The sequence below is a fragment of the Streptosporangium sp. NPDC023615 genome, assembly GCF_040640155.1.
GTDB lineage: Bacteria > Actinomycetota > Actinomycetes > Streptosporangiales > Streptosporangiaceae > Streptosporangium.
The window spans coordinates 1-25,274 of record NZ_JBFABE010000090.1 but is presented as its reverse complement, the minus strand read 5'-3'; the positions used below and the strand labels follow the sequence as shown (position 1 = coordinate 25,274).

Annotated in this window: 15 protein-coding genes and 1 tRNA gene; 9 read left to right on the top strand and 7 right to left on the bottom strand. The window is 66.0% G+C overall.

The window, feature by feature from the left end:
• Nucleotides 1-393, bottom strand: a 393-nt coding sequence (locus AB0G16_RS35515; RefSeq protein ID WP_362814951.1) for a nucleoside triphosphate pyrophosphohydrolase, incomplete at its 3' end; no start/stop codon positions are given.
• Between the two features lie 31 nt (nt 394-424).
• Here AB0G16_RS35515 and AB0G16_RS35510 point away from each other — a divergent pair.
• On the top strand, nt 425-1,450 hold the full coding sequence (locus AB0G16_RS35510) for an HNH endonuclease signature motif containing protein (RefSeq protein WP_362814949.1): 1,026 nt from the start codon (nt 425-427) through the stop codon (nt 1,448-1,450).
• 57 nt (nt 1,451-1,507) lie between these two features.
• Here the strand turns inward: AB0G16_RS35510 and AB0G16_RS35505 are convergent, their stop codons facing one another.
• Nucleotides 1,508-2,299 (bottom strand): helix-turn-helix domain-containing protein, encoded by a 792-nt coding sequence (locus AB0G16_RS35505; protein ID WP_362814947.1) that lies wholly within the window; start codon nt 2,297-2,299, stop codon nt 1,508-1,510.
• Nucleotides 2,300-2,444: 145 nt separating this feature from the next.
• Between AB0G16_RS35505 and AB0G16_RS35500 the strand changes: the two genes are divergently transcribed.
• Entirely contained in the window at nt 2,445-3,284 is an 840-nt protein-coding gene (locus tag AB0G16_RS35500) for a class I SAM-dependent methyltransferase (protein ID WP_362814945.1), read from the top strand.
• A gap of 527 nt (nt 3,285-3,811) precedes the next feature.
• Entirely contained in the window at nt 3,812-6,115 is a 2,304-nt protein-coding gene (locus AB0G16_RS35495) for a polysaccharide lyase 8 family protein (protein ID WP_362814943.1), read from the top strand.
• Between the two features lie 228 nt (nt 6,116-6,343).
• On the opposite strand, the gene AB0G16_RS35490 is transcribed toward AB0G16_RS35495, so the two are convergent.
• A tRNA-Arg gene (locus tag AB0G16_RS35490) sits at nt 6,344-6,416 on the bottom strand.
• Nucleotides 6,417-6,803: 387 nt separating this feature from the next.
• Here AB0G16_RS35490 and AB0G16_RS35485 point away from each other — a divergent pair.
• From AB0G16_RS35485 to AB0G16_RS35475, 3 genes are all read left to right on the top strand, one after another.
• A complete protein-coding gene (locus AB0G16_RS35485) occupies nt 6,804-9,383 on the top strand; it encodes a DUF262 domain-containing protein (protein ID WP_362814941.1) in 2,580 nt (859 codons plus the stop codon).
• Between the two features lie 296 nt (nt 9,384-9,679).
• A complete protein-coding gene (locus AB0G16_RS35480; RefSeq protein ID WP_362814939.1) occupies nt 9,680-10,096 on the top strand; it encodes a hypothetical protein in 417 nt (138 codons plus the stop codon).
• A gap of 162 nt (nt 10,097-10,258) precedes the next feature.
• Nucleotides 10,259-11,320, top strand: coding sequence for an integrase core domain-containing protein (locus AB0G16_RS35475; protein ID WP_362814937.1), 1,062 nt, complete (start codon nt 10,259-10,261; stop codon nt 11,318-11,320).
• Here AB0G16_RS35475 and AB0G16_RS35470 read toward each other — a convergent pair.
• The gene (locus AB0G16_RS35470; RefSeq protein WP_362814935.1) at nt 11,234-11,599 is read right to left on the bottom strand and encodes a hypothetical protein; all 366 of its coding nucleotides are present in this window, start codon (nt 11,597-11,599) and stop codon (nt 11,234-11,236) included. The two genes, AB0G16_RS35475 and AB0G16_RS35470, sit on opposite strands and share 87 nt — an antisense overlap.
• 19 nt (nt 11,600-11,618) lie before the next feature.
• Here AB0G16_RS35470 and AB0G16_RS35465 point away from each other — a divergent pair, with 19 nt between their 5' ends.
• Together AB0G16_RS35465 and AB0G16_RS35460 are read left to right on the top strand one after the other, a co-directional pair.
• Nucleotides 11,619-11,798 carry a hypothetical protein gene (locus AB0G16_RS35465; RefSeq protein ID WP_362814933.1) on the top strand — a complete coding sequence of 60 codons (180 nt, stop codon included), beginning with the start codon at nt 11,619-11,621 and terminating at the stop codon, nt 11,796-11,798.
• 210 nt (nt 11,799-12,008) lie between these two features.
• Nucleotides 12,009-13,247 carry a DNA sulfur modification protein DndB gene (locus AB0G16_RS35460; protein ID WP_362814931.1) on the top strand — a complete coding sequence of 413 codons (1,239 nt, stop codon included), beginning with the start codon at nt 12,009-12,011 and terminating at the stop codon, nt 13,245-13,247.
• A gap of 236 nt (nt 13,248-13,483) precedes the next feature.
• Here AB0G16_RS35460 and AB0G16_RS35455 read toward each other — a convergent pair whose 3' ends face one another.
• Nucleotides 13,484-16,846, bottom strand: coding sequence for a helicase-related protein (locus AB0G16_RS35455; RefSeq protein WP_362814929.1), 3,363 nt, complete (start codon nt 16,844-16,846; stop codon nt 13,484-13,486).
• A gap of 79 nt (nt 16,847-16,925) precedes the next feature.
• Nucleotides 16,926-20,912 carry a hypothetical protein gene (locus AB0G16_RS35450; RefSeq protein ID WP_362814927.1) on the bottom strand — a complete coding sequence of 1,329 codons (3,987 nt, stop codon included), beginning with the start codon at nt 20,910-20,912 and terminating at the stop codon, nt 16,926-16,928.
• Between the two features lie 862 nt (nt 20,913-21,774).
• Here AB0G16_RS35450 and AB0G16_RS35445 point away from each other — a divergent pair.
• Nucleotides 21,775-23,004 carry a hypothetical protein gene (locus AB0G16_RS35445; RefSeq protein ID WP_362814925.1) on the top strand — a complete coding sequence of 410 codons (1,230 nt, stop codon included), beginning with the start codon at nt 21,775-21,777 and terminating at the stop codon, nt 23,002-23,004.
• A gap of 447 nt (nt 23,005-23,451) precedes the next feature.
• On the opposite strand, the gene AB0G16_RS35440 is transcribed toward AB0G16_RS35445, so the two are convergent.
• Nucleotides 23,452-24,687, bottom strand: a complete 1,236-nt coding sequence (locus tag AB0G16_RS35440; protein WP_362814923.1) for an IS110 family transposase — start codon at nt 24,685-24,687, stop codon at nt 23,452-23,454.
• Between the last annotated feature and the right edge of the window lie 587 nt (nt 24,688-25,274).

Sequence of the window (25,274 nt, the reverse complement as noted above, 5' to 3'; positions counted from 1 at the left end):
ACGATCATCAGGTCGGCCTGGCGCGGAGACGCCGAGGCGCGCTCCATGCCGAAGCCCTGAGGCCGTCACCTCGTCGAGCCACAGGCGGCGGTCGAACCCGCCCCGCTCGGCCCGCTTGTGACGTGCAGCCTCCCGCACCTGCTCCTCGGAGAACCCGAGCGTTCCGGCAAGGGCCGCCAGCACCTCGTAGACGTCGGCCAGTTCCCCCAGGCGATCGTCCGGCTCGGCCCGGCGCAGTTCCTCGGCCTCCTCGGCGAGCTTGGCCGTCAGAGCGGGGATCAGCTCCGCTTCCGCGAGGACGCGCACCCTGGCCGTCCGCCCTGCGGCCTCGATGATCTCCGGGATCCGATCGCGGACCAGTTTGCCGTAGGTGACTGTTTTTTCCTGGCTCACAAATGCCACCTTTCTGGCAGATACTGCTCGCGTGGATTACCGACGCGGCGTGGTCACCGGTGAGAGCGTATGGCGTGCCATCGTGCTGTACGGCGCCAACTCGGCCACCTACAAGTTCGCCTTCGGCACCACCCTGCTGGAGATTGCCGCCACCGGCCGCGATCACGTCACCCTCGACGAACTCGCGCCACGGTACGCGGAACTGCTCTGCCAGGCTCTCCAGCGCCAACCCCGGCAGGGCACCGCCGCCCGCAGCAGGTTCCTGGACGCCTGCCGCGCGTTCAACGTCGGCGACCTCGACCGCGATACTTTGCATCGGCGTACCGTCCAGCTCGGCTTCGGCAACGTCATCGACGCCTTCCCCCAGCTCAGGGGCGGCCAGGCGCCGGTGCGCTACTACGAGGACCGCCGCAGGAACTCCACCTTGCCGGGCCTCGTGATCCGCGACGAGCTCCACCGACTCGCCCGATCGGTACACGCCCGCGACCTCGACGCCGAGACGACCGCCCGGTGGCGGCTGGTGGAGACCGCTTGGACGACCGGCGTGTCCGGCGCCTTGCTGGTCCCCTCCCTGGTCTACGATCCCGGCACCCGGGACCTGGTCCTGCACACCAGGCAGCGCCGCAGGAGCGTGACCGGCGTCGCCGCCGCCCTCAGCGGATACCAGGACGGCCGCTGCGCCTACTGCGACCGGCTCATGGCGCGGGACGCGGCCGGCGGACCCGTCGTCGAGCACGTCCTGCCCTGGAAACTGAAGAGGCTGCCCATCCGCCACTGGAACGGCCCCGACGTCGACACCGTCTGGAACCTGGCCCTGTCCTGCACGTCCTGCAACCAGGCCAAGCAGGACCGGGCGCCGCACGAGACGTGGATGCCGTGGCTCGAACGGCGCAACAACGACCTCATCGAATCGCGCCACCCGCTGCGTGAGGTCCTCATGTCCCAGACAGGCGACACCGAGGCCGCCCGCCACGCCACCCTCAAGAGCGCCTACCAGAGGGCCACCGAACTCCTCCCGGCCGTCTGGACACCACCCGCCCGCGTCCCCACCGCATGAAACCGCTTCCCGCACCTCACGCGGTGGAAGGCCACCTCGAACGTCTTCGCATCATCTTCAAAGGCCTCCTAACCTGGGCTTTCCCGTAAGCGGTGAAGATTGATCCATGCCGTCGACCGGATGTTCTCCGGCGGAGCCCAACGATGGAGAGCGGCCCGGGACGTTCGTATGTGAGACGGGCCTGGGCACGGATGCCCAGTCGGGGAGGGTGAACCACCGGGGTACGGCGCGGCGCAGCGCCTCGGGGCCCCGTACCTCGACCGCGTGGGTGCGCAGCGCGTCCGGCCAGCTCAGGTCGCCGCGCCAGACCTCGACCATGCTGCGCAGGCCGGCGGTCACCGTCACGGTCACGGCGTGACCGGGGTCGGTGTCGCAGACGTCGACCTCGTCACGTGTGATCACGAGCCACCAGTGGCGACTGCCGGGCGGCACGTCCGGGAAGAGGAACTCGACGACCGTCCGCCCGTCCGGGACGGCGGTCCGGTCGACGTTGCGGTGCATGTCCCACAGCAGCAGCTTCGGGTCCAGGTCCTCGTCGCCCAGCTCCCCGACCCAGCGGACGCCCCAGGCGGCGAGTGCCTCGACCACCGGTCGCAGCTCGTGGCCGGCCTGGGTCAGGACGTAGCGCACATCGTTGTCCTCGACGCGCCTCTCCACGATTCCGGCGTGCGCGAGCCGGTGCAGTCGCCGGGACAGCAGCGTGGGGGACATGCGCGGCAGGCCGCGACGCAGCTCGTTGAAACGCTCGGTCCCGCACACGAGTTCCCGGATGACAAGCAGCGTCCATCGTTCGTCGAGCAGTTCGACGGCCTTGGCGACCGGGCAGAACTGGTGATACGAGGAGCCCACGCCCCGAGTCTAAGCTCCGCCGCCGTGAGCGTCGGAGACAGCGGACCGGGGCCCGGCGGGTGCCGGTACACATCGTGTACTGGATGGCGAACCCGTCCCTCCCTACCGTCGATCCCAGGCCACCGCGGCGATGAGGAGAAGCACGATGAACGTACAGGGCGACATGACAGAGGCCGACCGTGCGCTGAAGGCCAGGCACCGCGCCACGTGGGCGATGGGCGACTATCCCGCGGTCGCCACCGAGCTCATCCCCGAGCTGGGCGCGATCCTGGTCGAGGTGTGCGGGGTGGGTCGCGGGGACCGGGTGCTGGACGTGGCCGCCGGGTCCGGCAACGCCGCCATTCCCGCGGCGCTGGCCGGGGCGAGCGTGGTCGCCGGAGACCTGACCCCGGAACTGCTGGAGGCGGGGCGGGCCTTGGCCGCGCGGCGCGGCGCGCAGGTCGACTGGCGGCAGGACGACGCGGAGGCCCTGCCGTACGCCGACGGCGAGTTCGACACGGTCATGTCCTGTCTCGGCGTCATGTTCGCCCCCCACCACCGGGCCGCCGCCGGCGAGCTGGTCCGGGTCTGCCGCCCGGGCGGCACGATCGGCCTGCTCAACTGGACGCCGGAGGGGTTCGTCGGCCAGATGTTCGCGACGATGAAGCCGTACGCGCCCCCGCGCCCGCCCGGCGCGCAACCCCCTCCGCTGTGGGGCGACGAGGATCACGTCCGCGCGCTGCTCGGGGACGCGGTCACCGATGTCGTCGTACGCCGTCAGACGGTCACGGTCGACCGGTTCGCCCACCCCGGCGCGTTCCTCGACTACTTCAAGGCCAACTACGGCCCGACCGTCGCCGTCTACCGGGGGATGGCCGGGGACCCCGACCGGGCCGCCGCCCTGGACGACGCCCTCACCGAACTGGCCCGACGCCATCAGCGAGGCGAGGGAGGAACGACGATGGAGTGGGAGTACCTCCTCCTCACGGCACGCAAGCGCGCCTGACGACGAGAACCGTCAGCGGTAGCCGACTCCACAAGGAGCGGAACACCGGCGAGCGCCTGATCGGCGATCCGAAGGCCCGGCGAGGCATCGCCACCCGCTGCGACAAGACTCCCGAGCGCCGCCTCGCCGGCCTCCACCTTCGCGCCGCGATGATCCGGCTTGAAGACCTCACCCGGACCGTCCCCCGATCACGACCAGACACACACCTGGGAGCCGCCGGAGGGCCGCACAGCGTACGATCGGCCGGACCTCACCTGACGTTCATCAGATTTTCCTGGATGGACACGGACCGGCTTCCACCCTTTTGAGGCTCTACTGTTCGGTCAGGTAAGTCGGCGGCTCGGGACGCCTTCAGCAGGTGAGACACCGCCGGTTGATCGCTCCGGTTTGTCACCGCCCGAGCCGGGTACCGCGCGTTCCCGGCGACGTCCGCCCGCCTGCTCACCGCCAGAAGAGCCGGATCATCCACCGGCATGTCGACTTAGGATCTTTTCGTCTGATATTTGTCCTACGCCGGAAGAGCCTTTATGACCCACCCCCTCGACCGGCGATCCGCCCTGCTGAGCGTCGCGGCGGTGGCCGGTCTCGCCCTGTGGGAGCGACCGGCCGAGGCGGCCGGCGCCACCACGTTCGACGCCGCGCGTGAGCGGTGGGTGAACCTGCTGGCCGGCGGGTCGTACGACCCCGCTCGCACCGACAGGACGTACACCGACAGGGCACAGGCACTCGAAGGGTCGGCCAACGCGGTGCTGCGCAAGCTGAGACCCGCCGCCGGTCGCCCGAGCCTGTGGCCCGACCTGCCGCTGTCGGACCCCCGGACGGGCAACTTCAACCGCTCCTACAACCGCATGCGCACCCTGGCACTGGCCTGGGCCACGCCGGGCACCGCCATGCACCACGACGGCCAGGTCGCCAGGACCGCCGTCAGGGCACTGGACTTCCTCTACGAGCACGCGTACCACGAGGGGCTCGACCGGCGGGGCAGCAACTGGTTCTGGTGGGAGATCGGCGTCCCCCGCGCGCTGACCGACACCTGCGCACTGCTGTACGACGGCCTGCCCCCGGACCGCATCGAGCGCTGGCTACGCCCCCTGCGCCGCTGGTGCCCCGACCCGGAACGCCGCGTCAGCCACCCCGGCGTCGTCGAGACCGGCGCCAACCGCGCGGGCAAGGCCATGGCGGTGGCGATGCGCGGAGTGCTCACCCACGACGCCCGCCTCGTCAGGCGGGCCAGGAACGCCGTCTCCGACCTGCTGCGGCCGACACGGGGCCCGGGCGACGGCTTCTACCGCGACGGATCGTTCATCCAGCACGACGTGTACTCCTACAACGGTAGCTACGGCGTGGACTACCTGGAGAGCGTCGCCAAGCTGATCGCCATGCTCTCCGGGTCACCGTGGGAGATCACCGGGATCGACACCGTCTACGACCTCGTGGACCGCTCCTTCGTGCCGTTCGTCTTCGACGGGCTGATGATGGACTGCGTACGCGGCCGGCAGATCTCCGTGCAGGGCCACCGCGACCACCACTCGGGACAGAAGGCGGTCGAGGCCGTCCTCACCCTGCTGGAGACGGCACCCGAGCACCACGCCCGGCGCTGGCGCCCGCTGGTCAAGGGCTGGCTCACCCGCAACCAGGCCGTCCCCTACGGCGCGCTCGCACCGCCGGCGAGCATCGCCAGGGCCACCGCCCTGCTGGCCGACCCGTCGGTGCCGGTCGGCCCGCGCACGACGGGCACGTACGTCTTCGCCGACATGGACCGGGTCGTGCACCGCCGCCCCACCTGGGCGTACGCGATCGCGATGAGCTCGCGGCGCATCGGCGCCGCCGAGGCCATCAACCGCGAGAACCTGCACGGCTGGTACACCGGCGACGGCATGACCTACCTCTACACCGGCGACCTCACCCACTGGAACGACGACCTGTGGCCCACGATCGACCCGTACCGGCTGCCGGGCACGACGGTCGACACCCGCAGGCGCGCCGACCTCCCGCACGAGCACCGTCGTCTGCCCCCCACCCCGTGGGCGGGCGGCGTGGCGCTCGACGGCGAGTACGGCGTGGCCGCCATGAGACTCGTCGCCGGCGGCTCCTCGCTGCGGGCCAGGAAGGCGTGGTTCCTGCTCGACGACGCGGTGATCGCCCTCGGCGCCGGCATCACCGCCTCCGACGGCCGCCGCATCGAGACCGTCGTGGAGAACCGCAACACCCACGACGGGCATCCGCCGCTGACCCGGGGCGACCGCTGGATCCACCTGGACGGTGTGGCCGGCTACGCGCTGCTCGACGGCGCCGACGCGAAGGTGATCCGCACGAAGCGCACCGGCCGCTGGCGGGACATCGACAAGGGCGCCACCACCGGGGGCGACACGACCCCTGTCACCAGGCACTACACGACGATCCTCATCGACCACGGCGTCGACCCCCGCAGGGCGCGCTACGCCTACGCCGTACTGCCCGACGCCTCCATCACGCAGCTGGAGGCCTACGACGGGCGGATCGACATCCTCGCCAACTCCGCGGCGGTGCAGGCCATCGCCCGCGACGGCGTGATCGCCGCCGTCTTCTGGCGCGCGGGAACCGTCGAGACCCCCGACGGGCCGCTCACCGTCGACGCCCCCTGCACCCTGCTGGTCCACCGCGCCGGCGAACGTGTACGGCTCGCTCTCTCCGACCCGTCCAGGACCGTCGACGAGGTGAGGATCACGTTGCCTTGGCCGGTGAAGTCGGTCAAGAAAAGCGACCGCAGCGTACGCAGGGCCAGGACCGCACTCAAGGTGGAGGTGAGGGGGAGCCGCGGGCACGCTCACACTGCGGAGGTGTGTGTCTGAGTCGGAGACGCTCGAAATTGATGAGGTACGAGATCGGGGAGCGAGCCGCGTGCAGGATCACGAGGAAGAGCAGCCCGGTGAGCTCGGCGGGAACATGCCAAGACGCGTCCCATGTATGTCCGGCAGCGGCTGACATACAGCTACCCACGATGGCACATGGCTGTATGGAGCCGGGAAACCAGAAGAAGAACATACCCAGGTCAAAGGCGTGATCGCTGGTCTGAAGAGTGCCCCCGACATGATTCGAACATGCGACACCCGCTTTAGGAGAGCGGGCATGGATCAATCTTCGCTCGTGGGCTGACCAGCGGAAATGTCATGTGTGGCTCGTGTAGCTCGCTTGATCATCCCGCATATGTCCCGTGCATGTCGAGACGGCCACAGAGCTGGCCGACAAGCGAGACGATCAGTCGTGAAAGCTCAGAGCGCAGCAAGCCGAGTTTTGACATCCTTCACGCCTATCCGCAGGTCACGCGACCCGCGTCAACCCGGGCCATGAATCACCTCTTCATGCCCATCAAATGGGACCATTCGCCAAAAGATCACATAACGTGAAAAATCAATTACGTTCCGCGAGCGATCGGTGTGTCGGGACGCATTGCTCGGGGAAGATTATCCGAAGCGAGATTCTTGTCGTGCCGACCTGCTACTTTTGCGTGAAATTGACGCTTGCCCCCAGGAGAATCCGATGCAGGTCCAGGAAAGCAGCGTGATGTCCCTCATCGAGGGGCAGCAGCAGTTCCAGGTGCCGCTCTACCAGCGAACATACAAGTGGGATCAAAAAGATTTGCGCCTGCTATGGGACGACGTCATTGAGCACGCCGAGGCTCTGGCCAGCGGAGAAGAGCGAAGCGCTCACTTTCTCGGATCCGTCGTCCTCGCCCCTGGAGACGTCTCGGCCGGGGGTAAGAAAGTTAACCGGTGGCTGGTTGTGGACGGCCAGCAGCGCCTGACGACGCTCATGCTTGCCTTCTGCGCACTTCGCGACCATATGGCGCGACTCGACGAGTGTGAAGCTGACCGGATCCACCGGCAGTATCTGGTCAATGAGTTCAAGACCGGGCTTGACCACTATCGGCTTCTGCCGACACAGGCCGATCGAGAAGCTTTTCGGGCCTGCCTCGACCGCAGTCCGACGGCTGGTGGCCCCGACAAGATTGGGAACGCGTACCGTTTCTTCAAGGCAGCCTTAGTCGGCCTCGACACTGACGCTGACCAGCTCGATCGTATCGAGTCCGTGCTCTGCGACAAGCTCTCCCTGGTGGTGATCACCGCGGATAAGGCTGACAACGTCTATCGGATCTTCGAGTCGCTGAACAATACCGGCGTCCGGCTGACGCAGACCGACCTGCTCCGCAACTACGTGTTCATGCTGCTGCCCAAGCACGGGGAGGATGTCTACGAGCAGCATTGGCTGCCTCTACAGAACCTGCTCGGCCCGGACAACCTGGAACTGCTCGTCTGGCTCGATCTCGTAATCCGTGGCGCGGACAAGATCAAGCAGACCGAGATTTACCGCTACCAGCAGGAGCGCCTGGACCATGTACTCCGGACGGGCGGGGAAGAGGGTCTACGCGCGGAAATCGCCGACCTGTACCGGCGCGGGCGCCTGCTCGACCAGGTCCTCCGTCCCGAGCGCCTCTCCGGGCCGCTGGCTGAACCCCTGGGCCGGCTCCACGCTTGGGGCGGTCAGACCTCGTACGCGCTTGTCCTTCATCTGCTCGATCTCCTCGACCGCAAGGAGACAACGCCGGACCAAGTTGTTACGGCCCTCGGATACGTCGAGAGCTTCCTGGTCCGTCGCATGATCCGCGACAAAAGCACCAACAACCTCAACCGGATCTTTAACGCGGCGCCCAAGGAACTGGAGACCGACCGGCCGATCGCCGAGGCTGTCCATCGCTATCTATCCGGAGAGCGGCGTTACTGGCCTTCGGACGAGGCACTACAGGACGCGATCCGGCACCGCCCCTTCTACTGGTCGGGCCGGTCTTCCCAGCGCTTCTTCGTCCTACGTCGCCTCGAAGAGAGCTTCGAGGCCAAGGAACCGGTCGACTTTGCCAAGGCCAAGCTCACCATCGAGCATGTCATGCCCCAGACCCCGACCAAGCCATGGCTCGACCAACTTGCCGAGGAAGTCACCGATGAGGGCAGCGCGGAAGAACTCCACGCCCTGTTGCTGCACACGCTGGGCAACCTCACTCTCACCGCGGAGAACGCCAAACTCTCCAACCATCCCTTCGACCGGAAACAGCAGATCCTCGACAACAGCGCGCTGCAGATGAACCGGCAGATCGCCGAGACGCCGCAGTGGGGCAAGGAACAGATCCTCGCCCGAGCTGACGACCTCGCAGCCCGAGCTGTGCGGCTGTGGCCAGCTCCGCTGCCCAACGCCAAGGCCCTCGTCGATGACCGCCGCGAGTGGGCCCAGCTCCGTGCCGCGCTGACCGTTCTACCCGCCGGAAGCTGGACCACGTACGGAGAACTGGCTGAACTGATCGGAACCCACCCCCGAGCGGTCGGAGGCTACATCGCCAACCGAACCGATGTCCCCAACGCCTACCGCGCGTTGAGCGCCAACGGGACGGTCGCCCCGAACTTCCACTGGCTCGACGGACGTACCGACGACCCCATCGACGTTCTCAAGGCCGAGGGCGTGCACTTCGACAGTAAGAACCGCGCCGACCAGTCGCAGCGCCTCTATGCCGCGGACCTCGCTGACCTGCTGGGCATGGACCTGCCACAGACCGGGGTCCCACCCCTGACCAAGGAGTCCAACAACGAAGAGCGCGCGCTGCGCTTCCAAGCCCTGTTGCGTGAGAATCAGAACATCAGCACCGCGGGCTACGTCGAGGACCTGCTGAAGATCTGGAGGCGCCTGGGTGGCACCTTGTCGTACGGCACCGGCACAGATACCAGCTGCTACCCCCTCGTCTGGGACGAGACCAGCATGCCTGGGCACAACCTGTGGCCGATGGTGTTCTACCCGCTCAGCGGCAAGGTCGAGATTGTCTTCCAGCACCTCGGGAGCCGTCCGCCCTTCGACAACCTCAACCTGCGGCGCGAACTACTCACCCGGCTGAACACCATCGACGGCGTTCAACTCGCCGAGGTGAAGCTCGATATGCGACCGTCGTTCTCGATGGACCTGCTGGTCGGGCACGGCGCCACAACGATGGGCTCAATCCTCGAATGGTTCTACGGTTGCGCCCAATCCTGGCTCCTCAACGAGTCGGGACTCCTCCCCCTCCCGAACGAGAAAGACTGACACGCACAACAGGCCCGACCTACTTCCTGTGACCCCGGCGGCAGGCCGGGGTAGCCGCTGAGGAAGCGTTCGGTGGATGGCGTAGCAGTCTCCTCGCACCATACGAGCGATCTCGTAGCCCTCTCTTGTAACAGTCAAACGGCGAAGAAGTATAAGAAGACGATCCGAGAGATCATTCTTCGCGTTTCGACATGCCCTCGAGAGGAAACCCAATGGGTTGGTTCAGCGATTGGTTCTCAGGTCGCTCTGCGTCAGGGTCACGACGGCCTGCTTCGGCTCCGCGTACCCGTATACACGTGAAGATCGACCCATACGCGCAGCCGACCCGCGAGGAAGAGCAGGTGGTGGCTCGCTCCGAGGCCAACATTCAGCGCCACCGAGCCGCCGATGCCGCCTCTCTCGTGGATGGGCGCCACTACGCCGAGATGGTTCCTCTTCTCGATCAGTACCGAACTCAGAAACGAGATGATGACGCACTGGCTCTGCTCGCACGGATCTTCCCCGCGATTGAAGCGCAGGCCCGGATTCTTGGAGACTCTCCCGCGCCTGGATACTACGAGCGCGCCGCGATCATCTACCGCCGGAAGAAGGACCATGCCGCCGAAGTGGCGATCCTTGAGCGATACGCCACACTTTGCCCGCCCGGCTTCGTCCACGAAGGGTTTGCTACGCGCTTGGACAAGGCCCGCAAGCTACTTTTAGGCCAGCAGTGAGGTGACCCGGGCCCTATTTACCGCGCGGTCCGTCTTGCCTGTGGGGCTCAAGAACTCGAATCACTTCCAGGGCAGAGGCCCTCGCCGGTGGGACGGAAGAGGTGAGGGCACCGAGCGGCTGGTTCGGGTCGCCTGGGATCATGTTTCGTGATCTTGTCCACGGTGTACGCCGTCACCCGGCGCCTGCTGTCCTTGCCCGCACTGCTGCTACAGAGCAGCGTCTCCAAGGAGGCGGAACTGCTGGTGCTTCGGCATCAGAACGCGGTCCTACGCCGCCAGGTCCCGCGGGTGCGGTACGAACCAGCGGACCGCCTGTGGTTGGCGGCACTCTCGCACCTGATACCCCGCCGCCAATGGAGGAAGATCTTCCCGACAACCCCGGCCACCCTGCTGGCCTGGCACCGCAAACTCGTGGCGAAGAAGTGGGACTACAGCAGACGTCGCCGTCCCGGACGGCCACCGACCGCGGCTGCGGTCAAGGCCCTCATCCTGCGCATGGCCGCGGAAAATCCCCGGTGGGGCCACCGGCGCATCCACGGTGAACTTCCCCGCCTCGGCCACAAGATCGCCGCCTCGACCGTCTGGAACATCCTGAACCAGGCCGGGACCGACCCCGCCCCGCGCCGCACCGGGCCAACGTGGAAGCAGTTCCTGACCGCCCAAGCCGAGCACATCGTCGCCGTCGACTTCCTGCACGTGGACACCGTCAACCTCAAACGCCTGTACGCCCTGATCATGCTCGAACACGGCAGCCGCCGAGCCCGCCTGCTCGGCGTCACCGCCAACCCCACCGGCCCATGGGCCGCGCAGGCTGCCCGTAACTTCCTCATGGACACCGACACGACGAAGCTGAAGTTCCTGATCCGCGACCGTGGCGGCCAGTTCACCGATGCCTTCGACACGGTGTTCGCCGATGCCGGCCTGCGTGTCATCAAGAGTCCACCCCAGGCCCCGAAAGCGAATGCACACTGCGAAAGGATCATCGGCACCTTACGCCGCGAACTCCTGGACAGAGTGCTCATCCTCAACGAGCAACATCTACGCCGAACGCTCACCCGCTACCTGGAGCACTACAACACGGTCCGTCCTCACCGCGGCATCGGACAGCTGTGCCCATCACAAGCCGAAACCGGACCGTCAATCCCCATCGACCTCGCCGGCCACCACGTCCACCGCAGAGCCATCCTCGGCGGCCTCATCCACGAGTACCAGATCGCCGGCTAACGCCACCGAGAACCGGCAGGTCAGAGGGCGAATCCTGTAATTGAGCCCCACAGGCTCGGCCGCAGCCTCGTCATGGACCTGCGGGATGTCGGCAGCGCGGCCAGGTTCCTCATCGGTGATCGGGACGCGACGTTCACCGCGGCCTTCGATGCCGTGCCGGCCGATGCCGCAATGCGCATCGTCACAAGCGGTGTCCGGATGCCACGGATGAACTCCCTCATGGAGCGCTGGATCGACGACCTGCCGGCGGGAGCTGCTGGACCGGACCTTGATCTGCAACCAGCACCATCTTCCCCATGTGCTGCGCGAGTTCGAGATCTTTTATAACGAGCATCGGCCGCACCGGGCTCTCCGGCAGGCAGCTCCGCTTCGACCGCTTCCCGATCCCAGCACCGACCCCGCCCGGATCACGCCGCTCGGCATCCGCCGACATGATCGACTCGGGGGAGTCCTGAAGGAGTACCGACATGCGGCTTGATCTGGCCGGATGATTAATCGGCACCCGCAAGCTCCCAGTGACTACCGACAGACAGCTCGACAGTCTCGCGACAACCTTAAGCGCGAATTTAAGAGCTTATCTGTCTCTGCTTAGATTTTCCTGTTACCCTTTGCCTCTTGCTGGCACCCATGAAGAGCATGGCTGACCGAGTAGGAGCTTGCCATCAGCATCAATGTCGATCCTCTGCGTTTGTCCAAGCCGCAGGACTCCAGCACGTACCTGGCCATCAAGACCGTCCAGGGAGGCCGCGCCGTCTACACCACCCGCGTCCCGCTCCTCGATCTCCCTACCATCCTCCCCGTCCCTGATCCGAACAACGTCGACAAGGACAACCGCAAGGTCGACCGCCTTCACGCCAAGCAGTTCGGCGAGTATCTCGACAGCAAGCAGGACTGGGTCGCCCCGGCACTCTTGGCCCGTGACAGCGGCGGCTGCTTCTTCGAGAAGGTCGACGAGCACGGCGCTGTCGGTTATCTCACCGTCCCGTGGGCGATCGGTGGCGTCGGTTCCCTTCGCACCATCGACGGCCAACACCGCGTGCTCGGAGTCTCCATCGAGAAGCAGCGCATCACCGACGCCATCGCCGCCGTAGACCGCGAGACGGCGCGCAAGGTCAGCCCGGAGAAGGGGGCCAAGCTCCAGGCTGAACGCGAGAAGCTCATCGACCAGATGAACCGGCTGAAGGCCGAGTACGTCGGCCTGGACATCTACGTGGAACTGGACCCGATCAAGGCCCAGCAGATGTTCGTTGACGTCGCTGACAACGCCAAGGGCATCAGTAGCGCCGTCCGTGCTCGCTTCGACAGCTACAAGGTCGCCAACCGCACCCTGTCTGACGTCATCGACCACCCGCTGCTGAAGGGTCGGGTCGACGCCGAGCAGGATCGCATGACCCTGAAGAACCCCAACCTCATGGGCGCTAAGCACGTCGCCGACATCACCCGCGCCGTCATCGCCGGGGCTGGTGGCCGGATCAGCAAGAAGGCCGAGCAGACTCTGACGGACGGCGAGGTGATCGAGCAGGTTAAGGACTTCCTCGACGTCATCTCCAACGCCTTCGCTGGTCTTTCCGCCGTCACCGAGGACGACCCCGAGAAGGAACGCAAGGCCGACGAGCTGACCATGGCCCAGCAGCTGCGCCGTACCTCGCTGCTTGGCTCGGTGGGCATGCTGCGCGTCCTGGGTGGCGTGTTCCGCGAGCTGCGCGCAGGCGATAACCCGGTGGAACTCGACGACATCACCGAGTTCTTCAAGCGCCTTGACCCGCACATGGCCGCACCGGTCACCGAAACCAGCATCTGGCGCACCACCGACGCGGGCGTCGACTTCGAGCCGAACGCCGCCGCACCCATCATGCGGACGCAGAACATCGTCCACCTCGTGGGCGTCATCACTAGCTGGTACAAGAAGGCCCCCACCTCCCTGTAGCCAACCGCACGACCAACGAAGGGCGCCCTTCCCACCTCGGGAGCGGTGCCCTTCGTTGTGCCCGGGAACGTGACGTCCCATAGATGGCGGGTGATGAGAGCAGCCTTACAGACAGGCCGGAGAGGTTTAGCTTGCACACCCTCGCAGGCATGATCACTGCTTGGGATAGGCGAAGCTTGCGTGTCTGCTCGGTTTATGCCTCTGTTCTTCCGCCGACTATGCGTGTCTCGCGCTGATCATCCAGGGGTAATCGCGATCCAGCACATCAGGTGGACATCGTCTTCGGTGATCTGCGGCAAAGGTTCCGGGGCGGTCTGACGAACCAGGCCGAGCCGATCCGCAAGCTCGGCCAGGTGATCTACTCTCTGCCTGGCGGTTCCCGGGTGGGCCAGGCCTGCACGGATGTCACGCAGGATCCGGGGGCTGTAGGGGGCTTGGAGACGTCCGATGAGGTCGTCCTGATCTTCACCAAGGTGGACACCATGCTGCCGGACCAGCTCAGCGGCATCCCGCATTACCTTGGGGATACGCGGCTGCAGGTTGGCCGGATCGGCATTATGCATCCAGGAATCACGAACGTGCCGCCTGGCATGCGTCCACGCGGGGAAGGCCGCCTGATAGATCGGGTTGTTCAGGGCCGCCGGGGTCTCGGGGCCGCCAGGGTCGGCGGCGGACAGACAGGACAGGGTGTCGTCCACGACGATGACACGCCCCTGCTCGTCATAGGTGACATTGAGATCGTCGGTGAGGGGGACGTATCGGAACCACGGCCGGGGATGGTCGCCGATCCGGGCGCAGAACACCAGACCTGGATGGATTCCCCCGACGCGGACGAACCCGGTACCGCTGCCCCAGGGCAGGCGCCGTACAGCGTCATCGATATGTGGGTTGGCGAGCTGGGCCTGCAGCCGACGCCGATACTCCTCACCGGAGAGGGCCGAAGCGCCGCCTGTCTCGAAGAGGGCGGCGTCCTCACGGCGGAGCCGGTCGATCTCCTCGCGGGCCTCGGTGAGGTTGATGTCACGGCCGACGAATCCGGGGAGGACTTCGCCGACTCCGGTGGCGGCGGACGCCTGCTTGAGCTTGTGCTGCAGCCGCTCTTCCAGGCCGAGGAAACGCTCAAGCTGCTGGTCGGGGAAGAAGCAGCGCAGGAAGACTTCCTGGTGGTCGGAGCCGATCCGGTCGATTCGGCCGTGCCGCTGGACGAGCCGCATCGGGTTCCACGGCAGGTCGTAGTTGACGATGTGCCGGGCCTGTTGCAGGTTGACGCCTTCGGCGAGCACGTCGGTGGCAATGATCAGATCGAATAGGTCCTCGTCGGCCCCGCCGCCCGCGGTACGGGGAGCGAATCCGGCAATGACCTGGGAACGTCCGGCCCGGTCCGGGCCGGAGGCGGTGGCGACCCGGCCGCGGTAGCAGGCGAGGCGTGGATCGGATTCGATCGCGGTCAGCAGCCGGCCGTGCACGTGCTCGACGGTGTCGGAGTAGTAGGAGAAGACGAGGACCTTGCGCTTGTCCCGGGTCTGCTGCTCGGTGATCCCTTCTGCTGCCGCCTCGGTCGCGATGGCCACGAGCTCCTCGACGAGCGCTTCGGCCTTGGGGTCGGGGCCGGCCTGATGCGCCTGCACCTCGTCACGGAAGGACGTCAACAGGGCGAGATCGGCCTCGACGGCGGCGCGAAGCTCCGGTACGTCGAACCCGTCGGCGTTCTTCACCCCATCGATGTCGTCATCGAGGACGTCGAGGAAGTCGTCGATGGTGTCGCTGTCGGAGGACGTCCACTCCCGGAAGGCATCACCGGTGAGGACCACCCCCTGGTCGAGCGCGGACAGGAACGCCTCATGACCACTGATCATCTTGTCCAGGGTGCGCTGGAAGGCGTAGGCCGATGATTCGAAGCGCTTGAGCAGGGCGGATCGCAGCAGTCCGGCGTTTTGCTGCTCGTACTGTTTCTCGCGTTCCCCGTGCTGGAAGCGGGAGGGCACGTAGCGGGCCAGGGTGAGGACTTCACCGGGAGCATCGAGGATGACCGCCGAGCCGTCGTCGTGGTGGTTCAGCTGGTCACCCAGGGCGATGGCGAGCCGGTCGAAGAGGCCGGGGAGCGCGTCGTCGAGGTTGTAGTCGACGCGGTGCACACGGGGCGTCGGGAAGCTGATCTGGCGCTCGACGCCGTTGATGACCACGCGGTCCCCGACATAGTGATTCCGGACGAATCGCCTGGTACGCCGGACCGCTACCTTGTCCAGGACGTCGAAAAGGTGCTCGGGCGACAGGTCGTCGGGATTCATCGCCATTGCTCGGTCGAAGTACCCCTTCAACGAGGGCACCCCGGAGTCGGCGAACGTCGCGTCGTTGGTGACGAAGTAGGAGATCAGGTTGTACAGGTCGTAGAGGGTGTTGTTGACCGGCGTCGCGGTGAGCATCACCAGCCGTTTCGGGGTGCTGCCGGCGAGCAGCCTGCGTAGCGCCTCGGCCCGCTGGGTGGTGGCGTTGCGCAGCGCGTGTGCTTCGTCGACCACGACCACGGCGTATTCATCGGGATCCTGGAGGGCCGCGCCGAGCTGTCCGGCGTTCTGCAGGCCGCCGGTCAGCTGCTCGTAGGAGACGACGTCCGCGCGCAGGTTCTTGTCGCGCAGGAATGGGCCCCAGGTGGAGTCGCGGAGCGTCGCGGGCGCGACGATGAGCGCCTTCTGCCGGTTAGTGATCACTGCCTCGTGCAGGATTTCCCCGGCGATGAAGGTCTTGCCGAGGCCGACCTCGTCGGCGATGATCACGCCGTTGAGCCGGTCCAGGATCCGCTGTGCGCGCCAGACTCCGTCGGATTGGAACCCGGTCAGGTTGAGCCGAGACCGCGTGCGGGCCGATTGCTCCTGCTCGACCTCCGCGCCGTACAGCTCGTACAGCATCCGCAGGAAAATCTCCCACGGCTGGTGCTGCTGCCACCGCGACTCATACAGGCCGGCCAGGTCGTAGGGCGAGGCCGCCTGCCACATCTCCTCAAACCAGTCCCGTACGGCCCGTACGGTGCCGGGCTGGTACTGGCCGAGGTTGAGCTCCTTGTTGCGGGCCAGCCCCGCGTAGGTGAAGTTGCTGGATCCGGCGATGACGCCGGGCATCCGGCTGTCCACGATGAACGCCTTGCCGTGCAGGAACCCCTTCTCGTACCGGCGGACCTCGACCCGGCCGGAGCGCAGCCAGTCGACCAGGCGCCGAGCGGCGGCATCGGCCTCGAAGGTGAAGCCGAGCAGGTCGCGGTCCTCCTCCAGGCGGCGCTGATGGCCTTCCAGTGCCCGCTTGACCTGCTCACGTTCGGCCCGTCGGCCCAGCCCGGTGGCCAACGGCCGGATCCCAGGTCGATCTTGGTCCGGATCGGCACCCAGCAACAGCCGAGCTGGACCAGTCTGCTCCAGCTCGTCAGCCAGTAGTCCAAACCCGCCCGGGTTGAAGTAGGCAGAGGCAATCGACACCGGCGGCAGCGAGACGAGGTGCGTGCGCATTCCCTCCAGCAGCGTATTGATCGCGTCAGCGACCGTCTGCCCGTCTTCGGGATGGTTGGTGGCGAACGTCGGCCGGAAGTCGTCGGAGGGTGTGACCGACACTGAGTCTTCTCCTGTCTCGGCCGCTGCTTCCGCATGGCCACTGCTCAATGACGATTCGGAGGCATGCCGATGGATCAAGTCATCGCTTGGTTCTGGGCGGTACATGACCGACGCCGAGTTCCACGCGCAAGTCCACCGGGAGCCCGGTCTCGTTGAAGTCCGCCGCGATCAGCTCAAGGGCCTGCTGGTCGAGGCCATAACCGTCCAGGGTCAGACGTTCCAACCGGGCACGGAGCGCCGTTTCGGAATCGCTCTGACCATCGGTGACGGTGATACCACCTGCCAGGCGGGTGTAGCCGTGACGGGCGAGCAGGCAACTCGTGATCTGAGCCGCCTCGTCGATCTGCTCGGGGGTCCAGCCGGGAAGAGGGATCTGGTTGATGACCGGAGCCGTGACATGTCGATCGACGAACCGGCGGGCCCACCAGTCGACCGCCACCGTGTTCAGCAGGCCCAGAAGGGCAAGCCTTTCGCTCGCGCTGGAATCAGGGTCATGCATCGCGGCGTGAATGTAGCCCTTGTTGTGAAGCAGCCCGGTCTCTGGTAGGGCAGCCACGATGATCGTGCGGGAGTCATCGCTGCGGCTCGGGTGTCGCACGATGATCATTGGATGTTGGTCGGTCAGGACAAACGTCCCCTGGTGCTTTTCCACTCCACGCCGCTTGGCGACGAGCGCGTCCAGGTCTCCAACGAACTGCTTGAACCCCTCGTCGGGATCGAAGCAGAACTGATCGACGTGTGCAGTCATCAGAATCTTCCACGAACCCACCTTCTCTTGGCGATCAGCGAGGCCCTTGTCTGGTCCGCTGCCACGAAAATCCCAGCGCGCGTCGTGTGTTGCCTTGATCCAGCCCTTGCCGGATGCCAGCCGGGGTTTGTCCCGCATGGTGTCGAACACCGGCCGGTCGGCAGCACTGGCGAACCAGGGGATGACGTGTGTCTCGGAGAATGAGGTGATGTCGTCCTGAGACAGGAGGATCGCCGTCTCATCCGTCGCGGCGGTGACGTCGGCGGGACTGTTGGCAACCCAGATACGGGTCACAGGTGTGTGGGTCGGCGAGGTACTCAGGAACGCCACGGCGTATCGTGGATCAACATCTTCGAAGATCCACTCGGCGTGGTTACGGCCCTGTACGATCCGCAGGTCATGTCGGCTGGTCAGCTCCTTGCGGAGGTTTTTCCATCCCGCTAGAACCATGCTCTGGCGCGGCAATACCAATCCCATGTGGCCGGAGTCGCGGCGCAGTTTGATAGCGCGCTCCAGCATCAGCTGTGCCAGCTCCAGATGCGTGCCGCCGCGGAGCGTGTACGACGTCTTGAAGAGATCCTGGAGAACCGTCCGATGGACCATCTCCTCCTGCTCCTGAACGGCCTCCACCGGATGAATCGCCCGGAGTTCCTCGATCTTCGCGTCTCGCACCTTGTCCCGCAGGGCTATCAGCCCGGGGAAGATCCCGGCCCAGAATGGGGCCGCCTCCCATCGGACTTTGTCCCACGGCGGGTTGCCGAGGATCACATCGAACCCGGGACGAGACCGCACGAAGATCTCGGGGAACTGGTAAGGCAGGTGAGTTACACCGAACCGGTCCAGCTTCCGGCGGATCGCCTGGGCCTGTTCGTCATCGGCGGAGATCGAAGCGATGGCCTCGTCGGCGTCGAGGGGAAGGGGAAGAAGTCCCAACCGGACGGCCACGGCCGCATCGAGGATGTGCTTGGCGTCGGCGGCGTCGATGAGCGCCTGCCGGTAGGCGAGCACGGCATCCTGCACCTCCGCTTTCTTGGCCTCATCGGTACGTGCCACCCGCTGGAGCCGTTCACTGGCGGTACGGAGAGCATCCTCGATCTTGTCGGCATACAGCGACATCTGTCCGAAGGTCGATTTCGGCTCAAGGACCTCGAGAGCTTCGGAGAGAGTGCCGATGCCGGTGAGGCTGTTACCGACGATCAGCCCGTGCTCTAGGGAGGACATCGGCAGGCCCGGCACGAAGGTGTGGATCCAGATGCCGAGACGGGCCAGCTCGACCGCCATGAGGTTGAGGTCTAGGCCGTAGATGCAGCGGCGGGCGATCTGGCGGCGCAGCAATGCGGAGGTTTCGATCTCTACTTCGGTGGCGTGATCGCCGAGGGCGTCGTGGGCGGCCTGGGAGAGCCGGGTCAGCTCGTCGCTGACGGCGGTGATGGGGTACTCGGCGAGGAACGCGGTAAACCGAGCCTCAATCCGGTCAATCGCCGCGACCAGGAAGTGACCCGAGCCCATCGCCAGGTCCGCCACCCGGAAGTCGAAGAACAGCTCGGCCGCCGCGGCCTCGTCTCCGACCTCCAGCAGCGCGCGGACCCGGCCGAGATGATCGGTGAGCGCCGGCTCCAGAGCGGCACCCAGCAGGTGCTCGACCGCGAATGATTTCGTGAAGTACGAGCCGGTCGACTTCCGCTTCCCGGAGCGGTTGTGGAAGTAGACCTGTCCAGCGGGGACTTCAACATGGTCGTTGTCATTCGCCGGAACGAAGGCTCCGTCCTTGTTTAGGGTGAGCGGATCCGGTGCGATCGACAGCGACGACTCCAGCAAGCCCTCGTAGAGGGTGCCGAATTCGCGGACGCTCAGCGAGCGGAAGTCCACCGGGCCCTGGGTGCCGTCGGGGCCGGTGTCCACCAGCAGGGCGCGCAGTGCGGGGCCGAACTCGGTGTCGGTCAGGCGCATGGCAGCCAAGGCTGCGCCGGATGGGCTGGAGTCCGGGTCACGGGAGAACAGGCCGCCGTTGTAGGCGGGTACGTCCCAGTTGCTGTTGCCGCTGTCCACGGCATTCCAGATGCTGAGCATGTCGTCCCAAAGGGCGGTAGCCGTACCGTCGAAGGACTGGGTGAGGTCGGCGGCGAAGTCCTTGGCCAGCGTCTTGATCGCGTGTCGGTCGTAGCGGGGGTTCCGCCCGTACGGCAGCAGTGAGCGGTCCTCGGCGTAGGCAACGAAGAGCAGCCGAAACAGGATCATCAACGTGCGGTGGTAGGCCTCCTGAAGATCCTCCTCGGTCGTGCCATTCATCTGCCGGGCGACCGCGACGGCAAGGCCGGGCACGACGTCGCGATAGACCCGCTCGCGGAGCCGGCCTCCGAGGTCGGCGGCGAAGTTCGAGGAGGCGCGCAGGATCTCGGTGACCGTCCCCTCGGGGGCGAGCGCCTCGGGCGAGAAGAGCAAGTGCAGGTAGGCTGCGTCGCTCTCGGAGAGCAGTGTCAGATCCAGCTCGGTGAAGGTCTCGCCCTGGCTCTTGCGGCCGACGCCGATGGTGGGGTTGACCGGGTGCAGCCGGATCTGGTTGCCGCGCAGCACGACCACCCACGGCAGGCCCTCCCGGGCGGCCACGGAAATCGCGTGTGAGATGGGAGAGACCGCTCCGAACCGGGGTGAAGGGCGGTCGAAGACCTCGTCGTGCTCCAGCAGGACGGCGATCGACCGGGAGGTGCCCTGATGGGTGAGGAGCAGCGCGGCCGACCCCCGGGCGGTCGTGCCGTACCCAAGCGCCTGGATCAGCGAAAGGCCGCTGAGGCCCAGCAGCGGACGGGCCGCCGCGGCGGCGGCGGGCCAGTCGGACCGGCGCGGGACGCCGTTACGGAGTTCGTGAGTGGCGAACAGGCCCTGATTGGTCAGACCTGGAGTGAGCTGCTCCTTGGCGGTGGTGAGGAGCCGCTCCAGGGTGCGAAGGGCGGTGTGTCGGTCTGGTTCGGCGAGCGCGGCACGGCAGATCCGGCCAAGCTGGTCCACGGTCAGTTCGGTGATCGGGTCGCCGTCGTTTCCACAGGCCGCTGCCTTCGTCGTGCCCGCGTCGCTGTACAGAACCACGAGCAGAACCGGAGACGGGCGGTTCCCATGCCGTAGCTTCCACAGACGACGGAGATCCTCCGCCTTGGGTGCGCTGGCCTCGCTGAAGGCAATCGCCACCTCTAGGGGCGCGTCTCCGTTGCCGAACAGAATCCGTTCGGTGGTCAGCTCGTGTGGTGCGCCCGTTGGTTCGTTCCACTGCAAGTCACGGGTGTCGACATCGTCCAGGAACTGCTCCGCGACATCTGCGATCACGCCCGCGACCTTTCACCCAACACGAAGGAGCACCAATTCTGGTTTGCCCCGGTAGGCGCGGATTGTCTAACAAGTTGATCTTATCTGGCAAGCAGGACTAAAGGAGCTTCTGCTGCAAAAATGGCTAAGCTTATAGTAGTTAATCACTTAACTCGCAAATGTTATTTAATGTAGTAAAAAGGGCATATGGGACGATTGGCTGCCTTGGAGAGAAGAGACGGCTGGGGTCTTCTGAGGCTTCCGGCCGGGCTCGTCTTCAGATTTGATAGCGAGGGGTTTGGCCGGCTTGCCGGGGTTGCGTCCGCGGACGCAACCGGGGATAGCTCGTGGGCATGCTGACCGCTCCTGAGGGTTAGAGCATGCAAGTCAACCAAAGCGACTCCATGGAAGCCGGGGAACATCACTTTCCAGCGTCTTGCGTCGCCTGTGGCTGCTTTCCGGGTTCCTATGGAACCAGGGCCCCGGCAAAGTGGAAGTTTGTCCGATTCGGTGGACTGTAGTCGAGCCCGCGTCACCGGATGACCTGCGATGACACTCTGGTCGACCAGTCGCTCGAAACGGACATCGCGGTACGTTCGTCGATTTTGCCGGGGCCCTGCCTATGGAACAACGACGGAACAGATCATGATCGAAGACACCCATGGCCACGCCTTTGCGTGGACGTGGTTTAACTGTTCTTATTTCCATTTTTAGCACATTCGCCTGTTATGCGAAGTTAGTCCATGCGTATCCGCCTTGAAGTGGCGCGGAAATCCCTACGCATTTCACTCCACTCCCTGATACCCTGACCGGCTGGCCTCCCCCGGCCACCGTCCAGGCCCCAAGCCTAGACGTCCCGCGTACTCGAAGGAGTGTGCGCTCAATGCCCGAGGCCGTCATCAGCTACGTCGGAGAGATGCCTTACAGGCCGGGCGGCGTCGTAGACCTGCACCCGTTCGTACCGTGCTTTGAAGCCAAGGTTGGCGGCGAGCCGCTGTTCAAGGTGTGGGTACAGCTGTCATTCGAGGGCAGCTTCAACGCCACACGGCAGCTCGAAGTGCAAGGGCTGTCGGAAGCCGCTATCACGGAGACGATAAGCCGGGCGCTGCTGCTGTACGGCACGCGCCGCCTGGAGCTGCTTGTCACCGAATGGTTGGAAATCAACAGCAAGCCCGTCAACCCCAGCGACGTGTGGGACCTAACCACCGAGAACGTGCAGGAGCTGCTCGCCCTGATACAGCGCAAGACGTGCGGCTCCCAACTGAAGCAGGGCCGCAACTTGTACTGCACCGCGGCCGCCACCAAAGACCCGAGCATCTCACGTGAGATCGACAGCCAGCGGGTTTCACCGACATCGACGCCGCTGTGTAACGCCTGCAAACTGCCGGATGACCGTTACCTCTGCTCCAGTCTTATCCATCCCCAAGTAGCTGGCTTGATTTCCGGCACTGGGTACGCCCGGACGCTTCAGGGCGCACTGTGCGACCAGGGCCAGCGTGACAACATCAAGAGGCCGGACCGTTGCTTCGCATCGGGAAATAAGTGCTGGCATCGCATAGTCGAGGTCGAACCGTCGGCCGCTCCCCCTGTCTCGCCGCTGGAGCTAGCCGAAGCGTTCGATGTGCTGGATGCGGTGTGGCGGTTAGCGTTCGACAAGAAGAAGCCGCTGTTGTCGCTCAGTACGGCGGCCACGCCTGCCGCCTTGTCGCTGGGATGCGCTACGCGGGCCGAGTTCGAAACGCGGATAAGCGACCTGGCCGACCTGATCGACCGCATCAAGGTGGACGACGCACTCTTGCGGCCAAGATCTGATGAGGAGCTGACCGGCAGCCTCAACCGTATGGACGACTGTCTACACCACAAACTACCGGCCGCGCACCATGCCGCCGTGGACAGGGCTATCCGAACTTTGCGCACTATCCGCCAGGCGCGCAACGCCGAACAGCACGGCATTACCGAGGGCGGCGGGCTGACAGCCAAGCTTCGAGCTCTGGGCATCCACGACGCACCGCCAAACTGGGGCGGCGCGTGGGATGTAGTCAGGGCGCGGGCGGTGGAGGCGCTGACCAGCCTGCGGCATGAGCTGATGAAGTGGGTGGATTCCAACCCTTGATGGAGACGGCCAAGGGGGCACCTCTTACAACACCAGATATAAAGGAAGATCTAGTCAGAGCCGGAACGGCTGGTCACGTGAGTGCCCCCGGCAGGATTCGAACCTGCGGCACCCGTTTTAGAAGAGCGCGGGTAGGGCTGCTTGCTCACGTGGGCTGACCTGCTGAAACACGGTGCTGGGCTCGTACGGCGCGCTTGATCATCCCGTGTATGTCCCGCGTTTCCCTGACTTCGGTCACCACGTCATCCGGTGGCAAGCCGACCCGGAGCGCAGGGCCCCCAGGCCCGAGACATCCGATGGGCGGGGCGTGTCAACCCGGTCCGGAGTGACCGTCGGCGCGAACGGCGGGGTGTGGGCACGACAGTGGGCGCGCCGGCGGTTGCTCCGGCGCGCGGGGGTCTGGGGGCTGCGAAGCCCCCAGCGGCAACGGTGCTCAGCCCGGCCGGCTCACGCTGCGGCGGGTTGCTGGGCCGCTGTGGGGAACGCCGCCTGTTCCCGGTAGGCCTGGCGGGTGGTCAGGCAGTGAAACAGGCACCCGAGGAAACGGTTGTAGAGGTTGCGCAGGGCGGCGGCATGGCGCTCGCCCTGGTCTTTGCGCCGGTCGTAATGGCCTCGCGCTCCGGGTGAGGCGGTCAGCGCGGCGAATGCCCACACATACCCCACCGCGGCCAGGCGCTGGTTTTTGACCCGGCGGTGCATCACGGCGCGGCTGCGTCCGCTGGAACGGGTGACCGGGGCCGCGCCCGCGTAGGCCTTGAGGGCTCGGGCGTCGGCGAAGCGGGTGCGATCGTCGCCGACCTCGCCGAGCAGTCGGGCGCCGGTCAGATCGCCCAGCCCGGGGAAGCTGGTGATGATCGCGTGGTCGGGGTGCGTGCGGAACGCGGCGATGGCGGCCTCTTCCAGGGCAGCGGCCGAGGTGCAGGCCGCATCCAGCACCGCCAGCAGCGCCAAAGTTTGGTGGCCGTAGGCCTCTTCGACGGGGCCGGGTTGGCGCAGGTGCTCGGCGCGCAGCCCGGTGTGGATCTTCTCGGTCCAGGCCTGCAGGTGGTAGATCCGGCCGCTGCGCTTGAGGGCAGCGCGGATCTGCGGCCGGCTCAACCGGGCAGCTGCGGTGGGGGTCGGGGCGATGGCCAAGATCGCGCGGGCCTCGCGGCAGCTGACTCCGCCCTCTTGGGCGGCGAACAGCTCCAGGAAGGCGGGGTAGTACTCGCGCAAAACCGAGCGCAGCTCGTTGCCAGTGCGATGCACGCGCCACACGGCGTCCTGCTGGGCGCGGGCCAGCACCGTGACCGCCTGGGCCTGGTGGGTATCGGCCGCAAGCGGCCGATGCATGGCCATGTCGGTGCGCAAGATGTTGGCCAGCACGATGGCGTCCTGGCGGTCGGACTTCTTGCGGGAGATCGCGTGCCGTTCCCGGTAACGGGAGGCGCTGAAGGGGTTGATGGCGAACACCGGGCGGCCGCAGGCGCGCAGGCACGCCACCAGCAGACCACGGGGCGTTTCGATCGCGACCGGAATCGGGGTGTCCGGACCGTCGCCGGCCTCGGCGAGCATGTCCAGGAGTTCCTGGTAGCCCTGCACGGTCTCGGTGATTCGCCGTTGGGCGATCACGGTTCCGGTCTCGTCCACCAACGCCACGTCGTGATGGCGCTCGGCCCAGTCGATTCCGCAGAAGACGCGCACTGTTCACCTCCGCTGCTCCGGTTGCTCCTTCTGCCCGTGGCGGGGTCGTGCGGCGCCCTAATGACAAGGCTCTGCGGCCTACCATCCGATGAGCCGTCGCTGACCCCGGCGACCCGTGCAGGCCCCGGTCTTGCTCAGAGCTGGCCACTCACCAACGTGTGAAAGGGGTTCCTCCTGCACAGGTGGGCTCACGCCACGGTCTATCAGGTGCGGCACGTCCCCGTCCGGCCGAGTCGGCAACGGCACCGGTCTCGGGCGAAAGATCTCGAAGATCTTGCAACGGAAGTAGGCATCCGCTTCGCTCCGCCGGACCGGGGACGTGCCCGCGACCGTCATTAGCACCGGAAGCGGCGCGGCAGCCGATCACCCCAACCCGTACGGCGGTTACCGAACTCACCTACAGACTCAGGAGGCTAACCCCGTCCTCGAACCCACCTGTCAGTCATGAAGCAGCGCGGACTAGACACCTTGGTCACAAGGGCGTTCGCCAACGAGACGGAAGCCCAACTCACTTAACTCGCCCAACTCGCTTAGAGCGCCTAACAGAATGAGTCTGACTGTGCTTTGATCTCTCGCTGTAGCGATGG